The 17,869-nt window shown below is 66.5% G+C and carries 23 protein-coding genes and 1 tRNA gene; 6 read left to right on the forward strand and 18 right to left on the reverse strand.

Annotation, left to right across the window (positions count from 1 at the left end; genetic code table 11):
• The 6 genes from CSC70_RS12755 to CSC70_RS12780 form a co-directional block, all read right to left on the reverse strand.
• Positions 1-840 (reverse strand): ABC transporter permease, encoded by an 840-nt coding sequence (locus tag CSC70_RS12755; RefSeq protein ID WP_162457017.1) that lies wholly within the window; start codon positions 838-840, stop codon positions 1-3.
• The gene (locus tag CSC70_RS12760) at positions 837-2,021 is read right to left on the reverse strand and encodes a cystathionine gamma-synthase (protein WP_162457018.1); all 1,185 of its coding nucleotides are present in this window, start codon (positions 2,019-2,021) and stop codon (positions 837-839) included. The genes CSC70_RS12755 and CSC70_RS12760 overlap by 4 nt, the downstream gene beginning before the upstream one ends.
• Before the next feature lie 60 nt (positions 2,022-2,081).
• Positions 2,082-3,458: a pyridoxal-phosphate dependent enzyme gene (locus tag CSC70_RS12765; protein ID WP_162457019.1), complete on the reverse strand. Its 1,377-nt coding sequence runs from the start codon at positions 3,456-3,458 to the stop codon at positions 2,082-2,084.
• A 164-nt stretch (positions 3,459-3,622) separates the two neighbouring features.
• Positions 3,623-3,841, reverse strand: coding sequence for an HP1242/YdcH family protein (locus CSC70_RS12770; protein ID WP_162457020.1), 219 nt, complete (start codon positions 3,839-3,841; stop codon positions 3,623-3,625).
• 342 nt (positions 3,842-4,183) lie between these two features.
• Positions 4,184-5,068: an OmpA family protein gene (locus CSC70_RS12775; protein WP_162457021.1), complete on the reverse strand. Its 885-nt coding sequence runs from the start codon at positions 5,066-5,068 to the stop codon at positions 4,184-4,186.
• Positions 5,065-5,463 (reverse strand): DUF4398 domain-containing protein, encoded by a 399-nt coding sequence (locus CSC70_RS12780; RefSeq protein ID WP_162457022.1) that lies wholly within the window; start codon positions 5,461-5,463, stop codon positions 5,065-5,067. The genes CSC70_RS12775 and CSC70_RS12780 overlap by 4 nt, the downstream gene beginning before the upstream one ends.
• Positions 5,464-5,558: 95 nt before the next feature.
• On the opposite strand from CSC70_RS12780, the gene CSC70_RS12785 reads away from it, so the two are divergent.
• Positions 5,559-6,695, forward strand: coding sequence for a PilT/PilU family type 4a pilus ATPase (locus CSC70_RS12785; protein WP_162457023.1), 1,137 nt, complete (start codon positions 5,559-5,561; stop codon positions 6,693-6,695).
• Between the two features lie 9 nt (positions 6,696-6,704).
• Here the strand turns inward: CSC70_RS12785 and maiA are convergent, their stop codons facing one another.
• The 6 genes from maiA to rplM all read right to left on the reverse strand — a co-directional run bounded on the left by maiA (position 6,705) and on the right by rplM (position 10,319).
• On the reverse strand, positions 6,705-7,367 hold the full coding sequence (maiA, locus tag CSC70_RS12790; RefSeq protein WP_162457024.1) for a maleylacetoacetate isomerase: 663 nt from the start codon (positions 7,365-7,367) through the stop codon (positions 6,705-6,707).
• Between the two features lie 96 nt (positions 7,368-7,463).
• Positions 7,464-8,450: a fumarylacetoacetate hydrolase family protein gene (locus tag CSC70_RS12795; protein WP_162457025.1), complete on the reverse strand. Its 987-nt coding sequence runs from the start codon at positions 8,448-8,450 to the stop codon at positions 7,464-7,466.
• 44 nt (positions 8,451-8,494) lie between these two features.
• On the reverse strand, positions 8,495-9,250 hold the full coding sequence (locus CSC70_RS12800) for a 2OG-Fe dioxygenase family protein (protein WP_162457026.1): 756 nt from the start codon (positions 9,248-9,250) through the stop codon (positions 8,495-8,497).
• Positions 9,251-9,353: 103 nt separating this feature from the next.
• Positions 9,354-9,428 (reverse strand) — tRNA-Gln (locus CSC70_RS12805).
• A gap of 62 nt (positions 9,429-9,490) precedes the next feature.
• Entirely contained in the window at positions 9,491-9,883 is a 393-nt protein-coding gene (rpsI, locus tag CSC70_RS12810; RefSeq protein WP_162457027.1) for a 30S ribosomal protein S9, read from the reverse strand.
• A gap of 7 nt (positions 9,884-9,890) precedes the next feature.
• Complete coding sequence (rplM, locus tag CSC70_RS12815) at positions 9,891-10,319, reverse strand: 50S ribosomal protein L13 (protein WP_162457028.1); 429 nt, start codon at positions 10,317-10,319, stop codon at positions 9,891-9,893.
• 204 nt (positions 10,320-10,523) lie between these two features.
• Between rplM and coq7 the strand changes: the two genes are divergently transcribed.
• Entirely contained in the window at positions 10,524-11,168 is a 645-nt protein-coding gene (gene coq7 / locus CSC70_RS12820) for a 2-polyprenyl-3-methyl-6-methoxy-1,4-benzoquinone monooxygenase (protein ID WP_162457029.1), read from the forward strand.
• 138 nt (positions 11,169-11,306) lie between these two features.
• Here the strand turns inward: coq7 and speD are convergent, their stop codons facing one another.
• Entirely contained in the window at positions 11,307-12,101 is a 795-nt protein-coding gene (speD, locus tag CSC70_RS12825; protein ID WP_162457030.1) for an adenosylmethionine decarboxylase, read from the reverse strand.
• 158 nt (positions 12,102-12,259) lie between these two features.
• On the opposite strand from speD, the gene crp reads away from it, so the two are divergent.
• The 4 genes from crp to CSC70_RS14610 all read left to right on the forward strand — a co-directional run bounded on the left by crp (position 12,260) and on the right by CSC70_RS14610 (position 14,193).
• Positions 12,260-12,940 carry a cAMP-activated global transcriptional regulator CRP gene (crp, locus tag CSC70_RS12830; protein WP_162457031.1) on the forward strand — a complete coding sequence of 227 codons (681 nt, stop codon included), beginning with the start codon at positions 12,260-12,262 and terminating at the stop codon, positions 12,938-12,940.
• 78 nt (positions 12,941-13,018) lie between these two features.
• Positions 13,019-13,768, forward strand: a complete 750-nt coding sequence (locus tag CSC70_RS12835) for a sulfite exporter TauE/SafE family protein (RefSeq protein ID WP_162457032.1) — start codon at positions 13,019-13,021, stop codon at positions 13,766-13,768.
• Between the two features lie 48 nt (positions 13,769-13,816).
• On the forward strand, positions 13,817-14,041 hold the full coding sequence (locus CSC70_RS14605; RefSeq protein ID WP_211369489.1) for a TFIIB-type zinc ribbon-containing protein: 225 nt from the start codon (positions 13,817-13,819) through the stop codon (positions 14,039-14,041).
• Between the two features lie 5 nt (positions 14,042-14,046).
• Positions 14,047-14,193, forward strand: coding sequence for a hypothetical protein (locus CSC70_RS14610; protein ID WP_211369490.1), 147 nt, complete (start codon positions 14,047-14,049; stop codon positions 14,191-14,193).
• Between the two features lie 12 nt (positions 14,194-14,205).
• On the opposite strand, the gene CSC70_RS12845 is transcribed toward CSC70_RS14610, so the two are convergent.
• The 5 genes from CSC70_RS12845 to CSC70_RS12865 are packed head-to-tail and all read right to left on the reverse strand — an operon-like array spanning position 14,206 to position 17,864.
• Positions 14,206-14,928: a haloacid dehalogenase-like hydrolase gene (locus tag CSC70_RS12845; protein ID WP_162457033.1), complete on the reverse strand. Its 723-nt coding sequence runs from the start codon at positions 14,926-14,928 to the stop codon at positions 14,206-14,208.
• Positions 14,925-15,719: an indole-3-glycerol phosphate synthase TrpC gene (gene trpC / locus CSC70_RS12850; RefSeq protein ID WP_162457034.1), complete on the reverse strand. Its 795-nt coding sequence runs from the start codon at positions 15,717-15,719 to the stop codon at positions 14,925-14,927. The genes CSC70_RS12845 and trpC overlap by 4 nt, the downstream gene beginning before the upstream one ends.
• The gene (gene trpD / locus CSC70_RS12855) at positions 15,716-16,753 is read right to left on the reverse strand and encodes an anthranilate phosphoribosyltransferase (RefSeq protein ID WP_162457035.1); all 1,038 of its coding nucleotides are present in this window, start codon (positions 16,751-16,753) and stop codon (positions 15,716-15,718) included. Before trpD ends, trpC begins: the two co-directional genes overlap by 4 nt.
• A 17-nt stretch (positions 16,754-16,770) precedes the next feature.
• The gene (locus CSC70_RS12860; RefSeq protein WP_162457036.1) at positions 16,771-17,283 is read right to left on the reverse strand and encodes a DUF1543 domain-containing protein; all 513 of its coding nucleotides are present in this window, start codon (positions 17,281-17,283) and stop codon (positions 16,771-16,773) included.
• A 2-nt stretch (positions 17,284-17,285) separates the two neighbouring features.
• The gene (locus tag CSC70_RS12865; RefSeq protein WP_162457037.1) at positions 17,286-17,864 is read right to left on the reverse strand and encodes an anthranilate synthase component II; all 579 of its coding nucleotides are present in this window, start codon (positions 17,862-17,864) and stop codon (positions 17,286-17,288) included.
• Positions 17,865-17,869: the final 5 nt, after the last annotated feature.

Raw genomic sequence — 17,869 nt, forward strand, 5'->3', positions numbered from 1 at the left:
TCATATCCACAAGGGTACGTAACGTGCATAACGGCGATAGAGGAAACCAGCCAACAGGAGACCTATGACGGTACTTATCCCGATAAACCACAATGTTAGCGGTTCGACCGGATCTCCCATGATCGGATTGCGGAACAGCGAAACGTAGTGGAAAAAAGGATTGAAGCGCATTAAATGACCGCGGATGCTATCCACCGGTATCGATTCCGGGTACCAGATGATTGGCGTCAGCAGAAACAGGAAGATTGACGCTTGTCCGATCAATTGCCCGAAATCTGGGAAGCGCGCGCCCACCAGCGAGAACACCACACTTATCCAAAGCGCATTCACGTAGATCAGAAATGCCGCCACCGGGGCTAGCGCCAAGCCCAGCCATGACACCTGACCGAATAGCACAAGCGCCACCGTGGTGATCGGCAGATAGGCACAAAAATCGAAACACGACTTCGCTAGTGCCTCCAGCAGGTAATCGGTCATGCGCACCCGGCCATCCATGATGAACGAACTGCTGGCATTGAAGATGTTCGCACTTCCAATCACCGTCGACATAATGGTGCGAAAAATCATCGCGCCAAGCGCGATATGCGCCGCGAATTCGGAGATCGCCCTGCCGTACAGGCTGGCAAAGAAAGAACCAAGCCCGAACACATAGATCAAGGCCGGCGTCATCAACCAAAGCACCCCCAGACGCGACTTGCGTGCGCGCACCAAAATATCCAACCAGCTAGATAGCGCCCAGAACTCCGGATTGCGCAGACTTTGCCAAAGATCGTGCCAGAACATCCCCGAACTACTGTTGCTACCAGCATGCGAGATCGTCATATTCTGCTCGATCGTCACGACAGCGTGCCCTCCAGGTCGGAGCACAGGTCGCCAACATCCTCCACCCCCACGCTCAGCCGCACCAGTCCGTCGGTAATGCCGAGGCGATGGCGGCGTTCGGGGGGGACGGAGGCGTGGGTCATGACGGCGGGGTGGTTGACCAGGCTTTCCACGCCGCCGAGGGATTCGGCCAGGGTGAAGATCTCGAGTTTCTCGCAGAATGTGCGCGCGGCGTCGAATCCGCCTTTCAGCACGATCGAGATGATGCCGCCATAGCCCTGCATCTGCCGGCCGGCCAATGCGTGCTGCGGATGCGATTCCAGACCCGGATAGATCACTTTCTCGATGGTCGGCTGATCCTGCAGCCATTCGGCCAGCGCCAGTGCGTTTTCGCAGTGCGCCTTCATGCGCAGGTGCAGGGTCTTCAGACCGCGCAGGGCAAGGAAGCTGTCGAACGGTCCCTGCACGGCGCCGGCCGAGTTCTGCAGGAAGGCCATCTGCTCGGCCAGCTCCGCGTTGTCGCCGACCACGGCGATGCCGCCAACCATGTCGGAGTGACCATTGAGGTATTTGGTTGCCGAATGCACCACGATGTCGGCGCCCAGCGCCAGCGGCTGCTGCAGCATCGGCGAGGCGAAGGTGTTGTCGACCACGACCAGCAGGCCATGCCGATGGGCGATGGCGGCGACCGCTTCGATGTCGACGATTTTCAGCATCGGGTTGGTCGGGGTTTCCACCCAGACCATGCGCGTTTGCGGGGTGATTGCGGCCTCGAAAGCGGCCAGGTCGGTCAGGTCGACGAAAGCGAAATCCAGGCCGGCGCTGCGTCGGCGCACACGCTCGAACAGGCGGTAGCTACCACCGTAGAGGTCGTCCATCGCCACGACATGGCTGCCGCAGTCCAGCAGCTCCAGCACGGTCGCGGTGGCGGCCATGCCGGAGGCGAAGGCGAATCCGCGGCTGCCGCCTTCCAGCGCGGCCACGCAACGCTCGTAAGCGAAGCGGGTCGGGTTGTGGGTGCGCGAGTATTCGTAGCCCTGGTGCACGCCCGGACTGCGCTGCGCATAGGTCGAGGTCGCGTAGATCGGCGGCATGACCGCGCCGGTGGCCGGGTCGGGCGCCTGCCCGGCATGGATGGCCAGGGTGCCCGGGGCCAGCCTGCGGGCCGGACCGGATCCGTTTGCGTCGTCGTCTGACATGAAAACTTCCTGATTCAATTGGCCGATTTTATCAGCGTCGGCTGAACGCATTTTCGCGGCTTACTGCACCCGCCGCCGCAGGTAGTTCAGCAGGTCGATCCGGGTGATCAGGCCGAGGAAGGCCTCACCGTCCATGACGATGGCGACCTGACCGCGGTCGAACACCGGCAGCAGCGCCTCGACCGGCGACTTGACGTCCAGCCGGTCCAGCTTGCTGACCATGGCGGTGGAGACCGGGTCGCGGAAACGCGCCTCGTCGCCGTAGACGTGCAGCAGCACGTCGCTCTCGTCGACGATCCCGACCAGGGTCTCGCCTTCCATCACCGGCAGCTGCGACACGTCGTACAGTTTCATCCGCTGGTAGGCGGTGGTCAGCAGGTCGTTGGGGCCGACCACCACGGTGTCGCGCTGGGTGTAGGGGCGCAGGATCAGGTCACGCAGGTCGCCATGGTGCGGGCGCTCGATGAAGCCGTTGTCCAGCATCCAGTAGTCGTTGTACATCTTGGACAGGTACTTGTTGCCGGTATCGGGGACCAGCACCAGCACCTTCTTCGGCACAGTCTGCTCGCGACAATACTTCAGCGCCGCCGCCAGCAGGGTACCGGTGGACGAACCGCCGAGGACGCCCTCCTTCGCCAGCAGTTCGCGCGCGGTGCGGAAGCTTTCGGCGTCGCTGATCGCGTAGGCCTTCTTGACCCGGCTGAAGTCGGAGATCGACGGCAGGAAGTCCTCGCCGATGCCTTCCACCAGCCAGCTGCCGGACTTCTCGCTCAGGGTGCCTTCGTTGATGTACTCGGCCAGGATCGAGCCGACCGGATCGGCCAGCACCAGCTCGGTCTGCGGCGAGTGCTCGGCCAGACAGCGCGACAGTCCGGTCATGGTGCCGGAACTGCCGCAGCCGAACACGATAGCGTCCACGCCGCCGACACCGGCCATCTGCCGCAGCAGTTCCGGGCCGGTGCCGAACTCGTGCGCGGCCGGGTTGTCCGGGTTGCCGAACTGGTTGATGAAATACGCCCCCGGCGTCTCCTCGGCGATCCGCGCGGCCAGATCCTGGTAGTACTCGGGATGGCCCTTGGCCACGTCCGAGCGGGTCAGCACCACCTCGGCACCCATCGCCTTCAGGTTGAAGATCTTCTCCCGACTCATCTTGTCCGGAACCACCAGGATCAGCTTGTAGCCCTTCTGCTGGGCGACCAGAGCCAGGCCGATGCCGGTATTGCCGGCGGTACCCTCGACCAGGGTGGCGCCCGGCTGCAGGTCGCCGCGGCGCTCGGCCGCCTCGATCATCGACAGCCCGATGCGGTCCTTGATCGAGCCGCCGGGGTTGGCGCTTTCCAGCTTCAGGTACAGCTCGCAGGGTCCGGCCTCCAGGCGCCGGGCGCGGATGACCGGGGTCTGGCCGATCAGTTCCAGGACGGAAGAATGGACACTCATGCCGGGACAATCACCTAGGAATACGAATGCCGGCGATTATCGCATTGCCGGCCGCCAACCCCGAATGCGAAAGCCCGCCTTGGGGCGGGCTTCGGGGAGGGACGGGAGGCGGCGACCGACGAGGAAGGCCGCCACCTCCCGCTTGGGAAGTCCTCGGGGGGAGGTCAATGCAGGGTGGTGTCGTAGATCTGAAGCAGCCGCTCCTTGGCGGCGAGCTTTTCGCGCTTCATCTGTCCCAGGGTGGTGTCGTCGATGGGCAGCACGCCGAGTTCGGCGTCGGTCACTTTCTTGTTCAGCTCGCTGTGGCGCTGGTACAGCCGCTTGAATTCGGGGTTGGACTTGATCAGTGCGTCGATCTCGGACTGCGGTTGGCCTTCGAACATGTCGGTCCTCCTGTTGCGGAAATGCGAACGCCCCGGCCTGGCGGGCTCGGGGCGTTGGTGGGCTGGAGGGGGCTGGACATCGACACCCGGCGTCCTGCGGCGGACCTTGCCGCCGGGGACACGCTCCCGGACTGCTGGCGTTGGCGTCATCGTCCCGACTCTCCAGTGGGTCAAGCGATCAGGCTGAGCGCTTGGTCTTCGACCCTACTCCCTTGCCGGAAGGGCGGCAAGGCCCTTTCCAAGCCGCTGATTTGGCGACGGAATTTCCGCCCAGCCCAACGCGGCCGGAGCCCCCCGGAAAGCCACAAGACTTCGTTCAACCTATTGAATTCAAACGATAAATCAGGGCGCGACGACCACTTCCACCATCCGGCTTCCGCTGGCACTGCCCTTGCCGCTGGCCTTCAGCCGCGATTTGCCCACGCCGGCCGTCACCAGCGCATCCCGTACCGCATTGGCGCGCGCCTGCCGCTGGTCGGAACCGCCATAGCCCAGGATCTGCGCCCTGGCCTTGGGCATGGCCTGCAGGTAGGCGGCCAGCGCCGCGGCGTCGGCCTCGCCCCGGGAGGTCAATCGCGCACCATTACCCTCGAAGGCCTCGGCGCCCAGGGTAAAGACCTCGCCACCGCCGTCGAACTTCGAGGCCGGCAGCTTGCGCCCGGACACCAGCTCGGCCTCCTGCCGCGCCAGTTCGGCCTCCTTGCGGCGCGCGGCGCTGAGCTTGGCCGCCTGCTGCCCGGCCACCGTGGTCAGGGTGCTCTCGACCGCCTCGCGTGCCCGGCCCTCGGCTTCGGCCTCGGCGCGCAGGCGTTCGATCTCCTCGTTCTGGATCAGCGCCTGCATGCGCAGCCGCTCGGCCTCCTGCAGTGCGCGCGCGGCTTCGCGCCGGCTGGCTTCGACCAGCAATTCGCTGCGGCGGCGCTCCAATGCCTCCAGTTCCGCCTGCATCTCCGCGGTACGGACGGCGACCTCGGCAATCTCCACCCGCCGTTCGGCGATGTACAGGGCATTGTCGCGGTCGCTGCGGCGCGCTTCGGCCAGCGCCTGCACTGCCTGTTGTGCATGCAGGCGCTCGTAGGCTGCCTGCTGTGCCTGCGCCGGATCGGCGGACAGGCTCGCCAGCCGCTGCTGCAGGCGGGTCACGTCGGGGTTTTCCGCCGCCATCGCCGGCATGGCGGCCACGACCGCCAGCCACAGCAGGGCACGGCGCAGGGTCGCGACGATCATGGCGTCGCCCCCGAATCCAGCTTGCGCTGCAGTTCGGCGATTTCCCCGCGACGCTGCGCCAGACGCGCTTCGACCGTGGCGGCTTCGCTGCGCGCGTGCGCCAGATCGGCATCGGCGGCGGCGCGGGCGGCGATCATCGGCGCGGCGCGGCGCTGGCTGCGATTGCCGGCGGCGGCGGCCTGCGCCTGGCTCAGGGCCTGGCGCGCCGAGGCCAGCAATTCCGGCGCGTACTGGTCGGCATCGGCCTGGCCGGCACGCTCCACCGCTTGTTCGGCCTGCTGCAGCTCCGGAACCGTCTGCGCCCGCACGGGTGTGACCGCGAGCACGGCCAGGCACGCCAGCAGCGCGGCCAATGCGTACTCCATGCTGTTGAAGTGTGAGAAGCTTAAGCGCATCGAATTGCCATATGGTGTCGGGGAAGCGGCATCATTGTCGGAAGCCTGCCCCGGACATGCAACGCGGGGCATCAACGCAGTGGGGAGTATCGTGTATGGACATCGGCTATTTCCTGAAGCTGATGACGGAAAAGAACGCCTCGGACATGTTCCTGACCACCGGGGCGCCGGTCTACATCAAGATCGAGGGCCGGCTGTACCCGCTGGGCAGCACCGGATTGCCGGCCGGCATGGTCAAGAAGATCGCCTATTCGCTGATGGAGGAATGGCAGATCCCGCAGTTCGAGCGCGAACTGGAGCTGAACATGGCCGTGGCCCTGCCCGATGCCGGCCGCTTCCGGGTCAACGTGTTCAAGCAGCGCGGCGAAGTCGGCCTGGTGGTGCGCGCGATCCGCAGCGTGATCCCCAGCATCGAGGAGCTGAACCTGCCGCAGGTGCTGAAGGACATCATCATGACCCCGCGCGGGCTGGTGCTGCTGGTCGGCTCGACCGGCTCGGGCAAGTCGACCTCGCTGGCCTCGATGATCGACTACCGCAACAGCAACACCACCGGGCACATCCTCACCATCGAGGATCCGATCGAATACCTGCACAAGCACAAGCAGTCGATCGTCAACCAGCGCGAGGTCGGCCTGGACACCCACGCCTTTCACAACGCGCTGAAGAACGCCATGCGCGAAGCGCCTGACGTGATCCTGATCGGCGAGATCCTCGACGCCACCACGATGGAGGCGGCGATCTCGTTCGCCGAAACCGGTCACCTGTGCCTGGCCACCCTGCACTCCAACAACGCCGACCAGGCGATCGAGCGCATCCTGAACTTCTTCCCCGAAACCGCGCACAAGAACGTGCTGATGAACATCGCCCTGAACCTGCGCGCGGTGGTTTCGCAACGACTGGTCAAGGGCAAGGACGGCCGCCGCCTGCCGGCGGCCGAAGTGCTGATCAACACGCCGATGATCCGCGACCTGCTGCGCCGCGGTCAGGTCCACGAGATCAAGCAGGCGATGGAGGAATCGCTGGAGGAAGGCATGGAGACCTTCGACCAGTGCCTGTTCCGGATGGTCAAGGAAGGCAGGATCGAGCAGGAAGAGGCGCTGCGCGCGGCCGACTCGCGCGACGGCCTGGCGCTGAAGTTCCGCCTGTCCGAAGGCTCGCAGGGCGCCCACGACCCCTACGCCGACGTGTATTCACCCAACCCGGCGCCGGGCATCACCCACGGTTTCGGCTGAGCCGCCGGCTCAGGCGGGCGGCGCGTCGGGCTGGTTTTCCGGTCGCGCCGCCTCGAAGGCCGGCAACGCCAGGCAAGCCTGCTCGATCCGCACCAGGGTCGGCCACGACACCAGGTCCATGCCGAAGCGGCGCGCGTTGTACAGCTGCGGCACCAGGCAGCAATCGGCCATGCCCGGCGTCTGTCCGTGGCAGAAATCGCCGGTCCCCGGATCCTCGACCAGCAGCGCTTCCATCGCCGCCAGCCCGCTCTGCATCCAGTGCCGGGCCCAGCCGTCGCGGGCCGTGTCGTCGATTCCGATCTCGCGCTGCAGGTACTGCAGCACCCGCAGGTTGTTCAGCGGATGGATGTCGCAGGCGACCAGCTGCGCCAGCGCGCGCACCCGCACCCGCTCGCGCGCGGTCGCCGGCAGCAGCGGCGGCGCCGGGAACACTTCGTCGAGGTATTCCAGGATCGCCAGCGACTGCAGCAGGGTGCGATGCCCGTGCTGCAGGGTGGGTACCAACTGCTGCGGATTCATCGCCGCGTAGTCGGGATCGTGCTGGCGGCCGCCGTCCTGCAGCAGGTGCACGGGCGCAATGCCGTAGTCCAGGCCCTTCAGGTTCAGGCCGATCCGCACGCGATAGGCGGCGCTGGAACGCCAGTAGGAATGCAGGGTGAGCGGTTCGTTCATCGTGTCTCCTCGTGTCGCCGCGCCGCCGCCACTTTCGACATCCGACCTTGACTGCCGGCGACGGCAGCGTCGGTCCCGAACCGCCCCCGCCGCGCGTCAGTCGACCGGCGGTGCGATCCGCTGCTCGATCGCGCCGAAGATGTCGGTGCCGTCGCGGTCCCGCATCTCGATCCTCACCACGTCGCCATACTTCATGAACGGGGTCCGCGGGGTGCCGTGCTCCAGCGCTTCCACGGTGCGCTTCTCGGCGAAGCAGGATGCGCCCCGACCGGTGTCCTGATTGGCGATGGTCCCCGAACCAACGAGGGTTCCGGCCGAAAGCGGCCGGGTCTTGGCCGCATGCGCGACCAGCTGGGCGAAGTCGAACTGCATGTCCTCGCCAGCCTCCGGCGCGCCGAACCACTCGCCGTTGATGTGGGTGACCAGCGGCAGGTGCAGCTTGTTGCCGCGCCAGTCCGCGCCCAGCTCGTCCGGGGTCACGAACACCGGCGACAGCGCCGAGCGCGGCTTGGATTGCAGGAAACCGAAGCCCTTGGCCAGTTCGGCCGGGATCAGGTTGCGCAGCGAGACGTCGTTGACCAGGCCGACCAGACGGATATGCCCGGCCGCCGCCTGCGCATCGGCCGCCATCGGCACGTCGTCGGTCACCACCACGATCTCCGCTTCCAGATCGATGCCGTAGTCCTCGCTGGGCACGCGCACCGGATCACGCGGGCCGTAGAAGCTGGCGCTGGTGGCCTGGTACATCAACGGGTCGGTGTAGAAGCTTTCCGGCACCTCGGCACCGCGCGCACGGCGCACGCGTTCGACATGCGGCAGGTAGGCGCTGCCGTCGACGAATTCGTAGGCACGCGGCAGCGGCGCGGCGAAGGCGCCGAAATCCGCAGCGAAGGCGCCTTCGGCGGTGCCGGCATTCAGCGCATCGGACAGCGCCTGCAGCCGTGGCGCGGCCTGATCCCAATCCTCCAGCGCGCGCTGCAGGGTCGGCGCGATGCCGTCGGCACGTACCGCACGGGACAGGTCGCGCGACACCACCACTAGGGTGCCGTCGCGGCCGCCTTGTTTCAGGGATCCGAGTTTCATCGAGGGCTCCGGTTGTCGGCTGCGGATTATTGTTTCAATTGTAACTAAATATCCGGACGTTGTGGTTCGTCGCCCTGGAAGCCGCCGCCGCGATAGGTCAACACCAGGGTATCGCGGTAGCCGTACTCGCCCAGCGGCTGGATCGGGGTCGATTCGTGGATCATGCGGACGTCGTCCAGCAGCATCAGCGACCACGGCTCCCGCAGGGTGAAACGCTGCCCGTCCGGGCCGTCGGCCTGGAACACCCGGGTTTCCCCGCCCTTGATGTCGTGCCGGCCCACCAGGATCACCGCGACGAAATCGACCCCGTCGCGGTGCGCGCCTTCCGGCGTCGGGCGGCCAATGCCGTCGGTGGTGTCGATCCGGAACTGGTGCGCTTCCACGTACCAGGACCGGGCGCCCTTGATCGCCGAGCACACTCCGCCCAGGGCCGTTAGCAGCCCGGTCCAGGCCGGTTGCGCCACCAGCGCCGGCCGGATCGGCTCGAACCAGCGCTGCATGCCGCCGTGCAGGGCGTTGTAGTCCAGCGACTGCCAGTGCGCCCGGTGCGGCGCCAGCGCGACCACATCGCCGTCGACCACGAAGCAGGAGTGCCGCCGCTGCCGGTAGCGGCCGCCGTCCTTCAGGTAGGGGTCGGGCAGCAACTCGTCCCAGTACGGGCGCCAGGCTTCGAAATCGGCCACCTCCACCCCGGCCAGCGCGGCCAGCCCCGCGGCCGGCAATACCGCATAACCGCGATCGCGCATGGCGCCGGCCAGACCGGCCGGCGAACTGGCGGGGGGAACGAAACTGGCGACCATGGGGCCTCCGCAGGTGGCCGGCACCGGGCCGGAAAAGCAAAAACCCGCGCGTGGCGGGCTTTTGCGGGTCGAGCCGGACAAGGTTCGGACCTTGTCCTCGAATTGGCAGCCCCGGAAGGATTCGAACCTCCGAATGCCTGAGTCAGAGTCAGGTGCCTTACCGCTTGGCGACGGGGCTGTGGAACAACGCTTGCAACAGCCGGATGGCGATTGTACCGCCACCCGGAATCCAATGCGAAATCAGCGCTTGGAGAACTGCGTGGCGCGACGGGCCTTGTGCAGACCGACCTTCTTGCGCTCGACCTCGCGGGCGTCGCGGGTCATGAAGCCGGCCTTGCGCAGTTCGATCTTCAGCGTCTCGTCGTATTCGACCAGCGCGCGGGCGATGCCCAGGCGGATGGCGCCGGCCTGGCCGGTGGTGCCGCCACCGATGGTGGTCGCGACGACGTCGAAGGTGTCGGTGTTCTTGGTCAGCTCGAGCGGCTGGCGCACGATCATGCGCGCGGTCTCGCGACCGAAGAACTCGTCCAGCGGACGGCCGTTGACGGTGATGTTGCCGCTGCCCTTGCGCAGGAACACGCGGGCGGTGGACGACTTGCGACGGCCGGTGCCGTAGTTTTGCGTGATAGCCATGATTGCCTCAGATCTCCAGCGGCTGCGGCTGCTGGGCAGCGTGCGGATGTTCGGAACCCTTGTACACCTTGAGCTTGCGGTACATCTGCCGTCCCAGCGGGCCCTTCGGCAGCATGCCCTTGACCGCGATCTCGATCACGCGCTCCGGGTGGCGCTCCAGCGCCTGGGCCAGGGTCTCGGTCTTCAGGTTGCCGATGTAGCCGGTGAAGCGGTGGTACTTCTTGTCGGCCAGCTTGTTGCCGGTCACGGCGATCTTCTCGGCGTTGACCACCACGAGGTAGTCGCCGGTATCGACGTGCGGGGTGTAGACGGGCTTGTGCTTGCCGCGCAGGCGGCGGGCCAGCTCGGTGCTCAGACGACCCAGCGTCTTGCCGGCGGCGTCGACGAGATACCAGTCGCGCTGGACGGTCTCGTTCTTGGCGGTAAAAGTGGACATGGCGAACTCGGGTTCTCTAGGGATACATGGTCGGGCGGATTCCGGCGGGCTTGCCCCGGCGGAACTTTGCCACGCGTTGTGGAACGAAAAAGAGACGGGATTATACGGGTCGCAGCCAGCGCAGGCAAGCCTGCACCCCGCCGCTGGCGGCACGGCGCCGGAAGCGCGACCATAAGCCCTGTCCTCCCCCGCATCCGTCCGACCATGACCACCGCCCGCCGCCTGCAGCCCGCCGATGTCCTGTTGATCGAAGCCCAGCGGGCGCTGGAAACCGTGTTCGGCAACCCGCCCGCACAACGCCCCAACCCGGCCGCGCAGACCCCGGACGTGGAACTGGACGCCCCCGCCCGCCGCCACGCCGCCGGCCTGATGCGGATCAACCACGTCGGCGAGATCTGCGCCCAGGGCCTGTATTTCGGCCAGGCCGCCGTCGCCCGCGAGCCGGAAACCAAGCAGCACCTGCTGGAAGCCGCGCAGGAGGAAACAGACCACCTGGCCTGGTGCGCCGACCGCCTGCGCGAGCTGGACAGCCGCCCCAGCCTGTTCAACCCGCTGTGGTACGCCGGCAGCTACGCCCTCGGCGCGCTGGCCGGCCTGCGCGGCGACGGCTGGAACCTGGGCTTCGTGGTCGAGACCGAGCGCCAGGTCGAAGCCCATCTCGACGAGCACCTGCAGACCCTGCCCGAAGCCGACCTGCGCAGCCGCGAGATCCTGCGGGTGATGAAGGACGACGAGGCCCGCCACGCCGACAATGCCGAACAGGCCGGCGCGCGCGTGCTGCCGCCGCCGATCCCGGCCCTGATGGCCACCGCGTCGAAGCTGATGAAGGCGGTCGCCTACCGGATGTAGGAACGAGTGGAGAGGAACGAGAAACGAGTGGAGAGGAGCGAGAAGTGAGGAGTGAGCGGGACTGAATACTCTCGCGACGATCCGCTGCCACTCACTCCTCACTTCTCTTCACTCGTTTCTCGTTCCTCGCCCCCCGCCTCAATCCATCAGGTTGCGGCCGTGGTACAGCTCCTCGATCTCGCGCTTCAGCCGCGCTTCGATCTTCATCCGTTCCTTGAACGACAGGTTGCGCGCCTTCTCCTCGAACAGGTAGTTGTCCAGGTCGAAGTCCTTCATGTGCATCTTGGTGTGGAACAGGTTCTCCTGGTACACGTTGACGTCGAGCATCTCGTAGCGCGCCTTGATGTTCTTGTGCAGGAAATCCTGGATCGAATTGATCTTGTGGTCGATGTAGTGCTTCTTGCCCTTGATGTCGCGGGTGAAGCCGCGCACCCGGTAGTCCATGATGACGATGTCGGACTCCAGGCTCTCGATCAGGTAGTTCAATGCCTTCAGCGGCGAGATCACCCCGCAGGTGGCCACGTCGATGTCGGCGCGGAAGGTCGCGATGCCGTTGTCCGGATGGGTTTCCGGATAGGTGTGCACGGTGATGTGCGACTTGTCCATGTGCGCGACCACGGCGTCGGAGATGATCTCCTTGCCGGCCTGGCGCTTGTCGATCACCGGCTCCTCGGAAATCAGGATCGTCACCGAGGCGCCTTGCGGGTCGTAGTCCTGGCGCGCGATGTTGAGGATGTTGGCGCCGATGATCTCCGCCACGTCGGTCAGGATCTGGGTCAGGCGGTCGGCGTTGTATTCCTCGTCGATGTACTCGATGTAGCGCTGGCGCTCGTCCTCGGACACGGCGTAGCACACGTCGTAGATGTTGAAGCTGAGGGCCTTGGTGAGATTGTTGAAGCCCTGCAGGCGCAGGCGCGGCAGTGGTTTGACCACGGCAGTCGTTCCCTCGTGGGAGTGGGGTGGCGATGTGAGTCGCGAGGGGCGCGATTATGGGGCAATTGCCGCGACAGTGGTATGTCCGCTGGCCGGTGTTTGCCGTTCGGCACGTATTCAGACTAAGCTCGACCGCATTCCCTCGCCCGATACGGTTCATGCTCGCAAGCCATCCCACCCTTCCGCGCCCGGCCGACAGCCCGCTCACCCCCGACGCCGGCTGCATCGACCGCTTCCTCGCGCACTGCCATCGCCGCCGCTACCCGGCCCGGGCCGACGTGTTCCGTCCCGGCGATCCGGCCGGCACGCTGTACTACGTGGTCAGCGGATCGGTCAGCATCATCGCCGAGGAGGACGAGGACCGCGAACTGGTGCTGGGCTACTACGGTTTCGGCGAGTTCGTCGGCGAGATGGGGTTGTTCATCGAATCCGACCGCCGCGAGGTCACCCTGCGCACGCGCACCCAGTGCGAGCTGGCCGAGATCGGCTACGAGCGCATCCAGCAGCTGTTCACCGGGGTCCTGGTCAACGACGCGCCGAAGCTGCTGTACGCCATCGGCACCCAGCTCTCCAAGCGTCTGCTCAACACCAGCCGCAAGGCCAGCCGGCTGGCTTTCCTGGACGTCACCGACCGCATCGTGCGGACCCTGTACGACCTGGCCCAGGAGCCGGAGGCGATGAGTCATCCGCAGGGCACCCAGCTGCGCGTCTCGCGACAGGAGCTGGCGCGCCTGGTCGGCTGTTCGCGGGAAATGGCCGGGCGTGTGCTGAAGAAACTGCAGGCTGACGGGCAGCTGCACGCACGCGGCAAGACCGTGGTCCTGTACGGCACGCGCTGAGGATCGCCGCTAACGCCGGGCTAACAACTGCCCGCGCCGCCTTCGGTAAAACGAAAAGCCCTCTCCCTGGAATTGCGGATGGAATTCGGCAATGAATTCTACTGGTTCATCCTGATCGGACTGGCGGCGCAGCTGGTCGACGGCGCCTTGGGCATGGCCTTCGGCCTGATCTGTTCCTCGGTACTGCTGAGCATGGGCCTGCCGCCGGCGGCGGTCAGCGCCAGCGTGCACGCGGCCGAGGTGGTGACCACCGGCGTCTCCGGCGCCTCGCATGCGTATTTCCGCAACATCGACTCGCGGCTGTTCTGGCGGCTGACCGTCTCCGGCGCGGTCGGCGGCGCCATCGGCGCCTATGTGCTGACCCGCCTGCCGGGCGAAGCCATCCGTCCTTTCATCTATCTCTACCTGCTGGTGCTGGCGGTGCTGATCCTGCTGCGCTCGGTAGGACGGCTGGTGCCGAAGCAGGAGGTGAAACGGGTGCCGGTGCTGGGCTTCTTCGCCGGCCTGCTCGACGCCACCGGCGGCGGCGGCTGGGGGCCGCTGGCCACCTCCACCCTGCTCGCCCGCGGCGGCACGGCACGCACCACCATCGGCACGGTCAATGCCGCCGAATTCGTCGTCACCCTGGTGGTGTCGGCGACCTTCTTCATGACCATCGGTCTGCAGCACATCGAAATCGTGCTCGGCCTGCTGGTCGGCGGCGTGATCGCGGCTCCGCTGGCGGCCTGGTTCGTGCGTCACGTGGCCGAACGGGTGGTGCTGAAGGTGGTCGGGGTGCTGGTGATGGCGATCAGCCTGTACCAGATCGGTCGGGCCTGGCTGTTCTGAGCGCCTGCGGCTACGATCTTTCCCACCCGTCCCCGCAAGGACCGCACGATGCAATGCCCGAAGTGCCGCGGCGCCATGGAGGAAGTCCGCCACCTGGCCGCCCACGCGGATCGCTGCACCCGCTGTCACGGCCTGTGGTTCGACATGCGCGAGCATGTGCTGCTGGCCGAATATGCCGAGGAGGTCGACATCGGCGACGAGGACACCGGCGAACGCCACAACCGCATCGACCGCATCCACTGCCCGGTCTGCGAGAGGGCGAACGCGACCTGATCCGGATGGTCGATCCGCAACAGCCGCACATCTGGTTCGAGAGCTGCAAGTACTGCTACGGCCGTTTCTACGACGCCGGCGAATTCCGCGACTACGCCGAACACGACCTGGCGGACTGGATCAAGTCCTGGAAGGCACCAGAACGGGATTGAACGGGTTCCGCCCTACGCCGGCACGCGCTCACCGGCGCGGTCCTCGCAACCCCAGTTGAGGATCGGCGTTCCGGGCGGCAATACGCGGCGGAATTTTTCAACGCTCTTGGCTTTCGGGTTCACCACCACCGGCGAGCGCGCCGCCTGCAGCAGCGGCAGGTCGGCGCTGGAGTCCGAATACGCGATGTCGATATCGCCATAGCCCTGTTCGCGCAGCATGCGCATCTTCTCTTCGCTGTGGCAGTGGCGCACGGCCATCATCGCGCCGAAACGCGGCCCGACCTGGCTGCCGAGCACCGGCACGTCCTGATGGGCGACGAAGGCCAGGATCGCCCGCGCCAGCTCCGGCGGCGCACCGGTGGCGACGACGACCCGGTCGCCAGCAACGCGATGGCCGGCGAACACCTGCAGCGCCTGCGGCAACAGGCGTTCGCGGATCTGCGCCTCGTGCTCGCGGACGTAGCGGTCGATCCAGCGGTCGAACTCGCGCGCCCGGTGCAAGCCCAGCGTGGCGATCCAGACGTAACCGGAAATGCCGCGACGGCGGGTCGGCAACCAGGCCACCATCGGTCCCAGCAACGGCGTGGCCAGCAGCGCGGCGAGCAGGCGCAGCGGATTGCGCTTCAGCAGCCAGGCAAACAGGTGGCTGCCGGAGTCGCCGTCATACAGGGTGTGGTCGAAGTCGAACACCACCAGCGGCACATCGGCGCGCGACTCGGAAGGCGTCGCGCTCATGCGTCGAAGAACAGCTGCCGCAGCGCCTCGCCCGGCTCCTCGGCACGCATGAAGGTTTCGCCGACCAGAAAGGCGTGCACGCCGGCGGCGCGCATCGTCGCCACGTCAGCCGGCGTGAGGATGCCGCTTTCGGTCACCAGCAGGCGGTCGCGCGGCACCGCGTCCTTCATTTCCAGCGTGGTCTGCAGCGAGACCTCGAAGGTACGCAGGTTGCGGTTGTTGATCCCGACCAGCGGCACCGGGACCTGTAGCGCGCGCTCCAGCTCGTCAATGTCGTGCACTTCCACCAGCACGTCCATGCCCAGCTCCATCGCCAGGCCGGACAAGTCGACCAGCTGCGCATCGTCCAGTGCGGCCACGATCAGCAGGATGCAGTCGGCGCCCAATGCGCGCGCCTCGTGGACCTGGTACGGGTCGATGGTGAAGTCCTTTCGCAGCACCGGCAGCGTGCAGGCTTCGCGCGCCTGCTGCAGGTAGGCGTCGCTGCCCTGGAAGAAATCGATGTCGGTCAATACCGACAGACAGGACGCGCCTCCGAATTCATAGCTGACCGCGATTTCAGCCGGGCGGAAATCCGGGCGAATCACGCCCCTGGACGGACTGGCCTTCTTCACCTCGGCGATCACCGCCGGCTCGCCACGGGCGACAGCGGCATTCAACGCATCGGCAAAGCCGCGGACCGGCGACGCGTCGAGCGAACGCGCGGCCAACTCGGCCTGCGGCACCCGCGTGCGGCGATCGGCGATCTCCTCGGCCTTGCGGGCAAGGATCTTCTGCAGGATGTCGCTCATGCCGCCTTCGCCAATGCCTGCGTGGCCGCGACGAACTCGTGCAGCTTCTGCATCGCCTTCCCGGAAGCGATGGCGTCGCGCGCGCGCTCGATGCCCTCGCCGATGCCGTCGGCCACGCCGGCCACGTACAGCGCCGCGCCGGCATTCAGCACGACGATGTCGCGCGCCGGACCGGGACGGTTGTCCAGCACCCCCAGCAGCATGGCCTTCGACTCGGCCGGATCGATCACGCGCAGGTTGCGGCTGGCCGACATGGCGATGCCGAAGTCTTCCGGATGGATTTCGTATTCGCGCACCTGACCGTCGCGCAGCTCGCCGACCAGGGTGCCGGCGCCGAGCGAAATCTCGTCCATGCCGTCGCGCCCCCACACCACCAGCGCGCGCTGCGCGCCGAGTTCCTCCAGCACGCGCGCCTGGATGCCGACCAGGTCCGGGTGGAACACGCCCATCAGGATGCCGGGTGCGTCGGCCGGATTGGTCAGCGGGCCGAGGATGTTGAAGATGGTGCGCACGCCCATCTCGCGCCGTACCGGTGCCACCGCCTTCATCGCTGGATGGTGGATCGGCGCGAACATGAAACCGATCCCGGTGTCGGTGATCGATTGCGCCACCTGCTGCGGCTGCAATTCGATCGCCGCGCCCAGCGCCTCCAGCGCGTCGGCGCTGCCCGACTTCGACGACACGCTGCGGTTGCCGTGCTTGGCCACCCGCGCACCGGCCGCGGCGACCACGAACATCGAGCAGGTGGAAATGTTGAAGGTATGCGAACCGTCGCCGCCGGTACCGACGATGTCGACCAGATGCGCGCGATCGGCGACCTCGACCTTGCGCGAGAACTCGCGCATCACCGTGGCCGCACCGGCGATCTCGCCGACGGTCTCTTTCTTGACCCGCAGGCCGGTCAGGATGGCCGCGGTCATCGTCGGCGACACGTCGCCGCGCATGATCTGCCGCATCAGCGCGACCATCTCGTCGTGGAAGATCTCGCGATGCTCGATGGTGCGCTGCAGGGCTTCCTGTGGGGTAATCGACATGGGGCTTCCGATGGGGATCAGGGGACGACCAGATAGTCGCTATGGTACGCAATCCCGGCATGCGGCCCTTGCGTCAGGCGCAGGTGGCGCCCGCCGGCGGCCTCGACCGGGATGCAGTCGTCGACCTCGTACAAGGCGTCCTTGTGCGGCAGCATCCACTCCGCTGCCGCCTGCGCCTTGCCCTTGCGTTTGGCCTCGGCCGCATCGGCAGCGACCAGCAGCAGGTACTTGTGCGCCTCACCGAACGCGCCCGGCTCGTAACCGCCCAAGTTGATGAAGAACAGCTTCGGCGAGCCTTCGGCGGCCGGCTCGGCCGACAGCCGCACCTTCCAGCCCTCGACGCCGTCGACCTCCATCCACGAATCGACATGCATGCCGCGCGGCTCGCCGAACCATTGCTCGCGCAGTTGCGGATAGACCGACTCCAGCGTGTCACCGACCGCGAACGCCACGTCATGCAACTCGACCTTCGCCCGCGGGTGGGTACCGCCCAGCATGACCACGAACAGCCTGTCCGACGTCGTCGGCATCTTCAACGCTCCAGAAAGTTCTTCAGCAACGCATGACCGTGCTGGGTCAGGATCGACTCGGGATGGAACTGCACGCCCTCCACCGGATACTCGCGATGGCGCAGGCCCATGATCTCCTCGACGCTGCCGTCGTCGTTCTCGGTCCAGGCGGTGACTTCCAGCGCCTCGGGCAGCGCGTCGCGTTCGACCACCAGCGAGTGGTAGCGGGTGGCTTCGTAGCCGTCCGGCAGGCCGGCGAACACGCCCTTGCCTTCGTGCCGGATCGGCGAGGTCTTGCCGTGCATGATCCGCCCGGCGCGTACGACCTTGCCACCGTAAGCCTGGCCGATGCTCTGGTGGCCCAGGCACACGCCCAGGATCGGCGTGTTGCGACCCAACCGCTCGATCACTTCCAGCGAAACGCCGGCTTCATTGGGCGTGCACGGACCGGGCGAGACGACGATTCGCTGCGGCGCGAGCTTCTCGATCTCGTCCACCGTCATCGCATCGTTGCGCACCACCTGCACCTCGGTCCCCAGCGATTGCAGGTACTGGACCAGGTTATAGGTGAAGCTGTCGTAGTTGTCGATCATCAATAGCATGCTGC

This window comes from Pseudoxanthomonas kalamensis DSM 18571, assembly GCF_010211745.1.
Taxonomy (GTDB): Bacteria; Pseudomonadota; Gammaproteobacteria; order Xanthomonadales; family Xanthomonadaceae; genus Pseudoxanthomonas_A; species Pseudoxanthomonas_A kalamensis.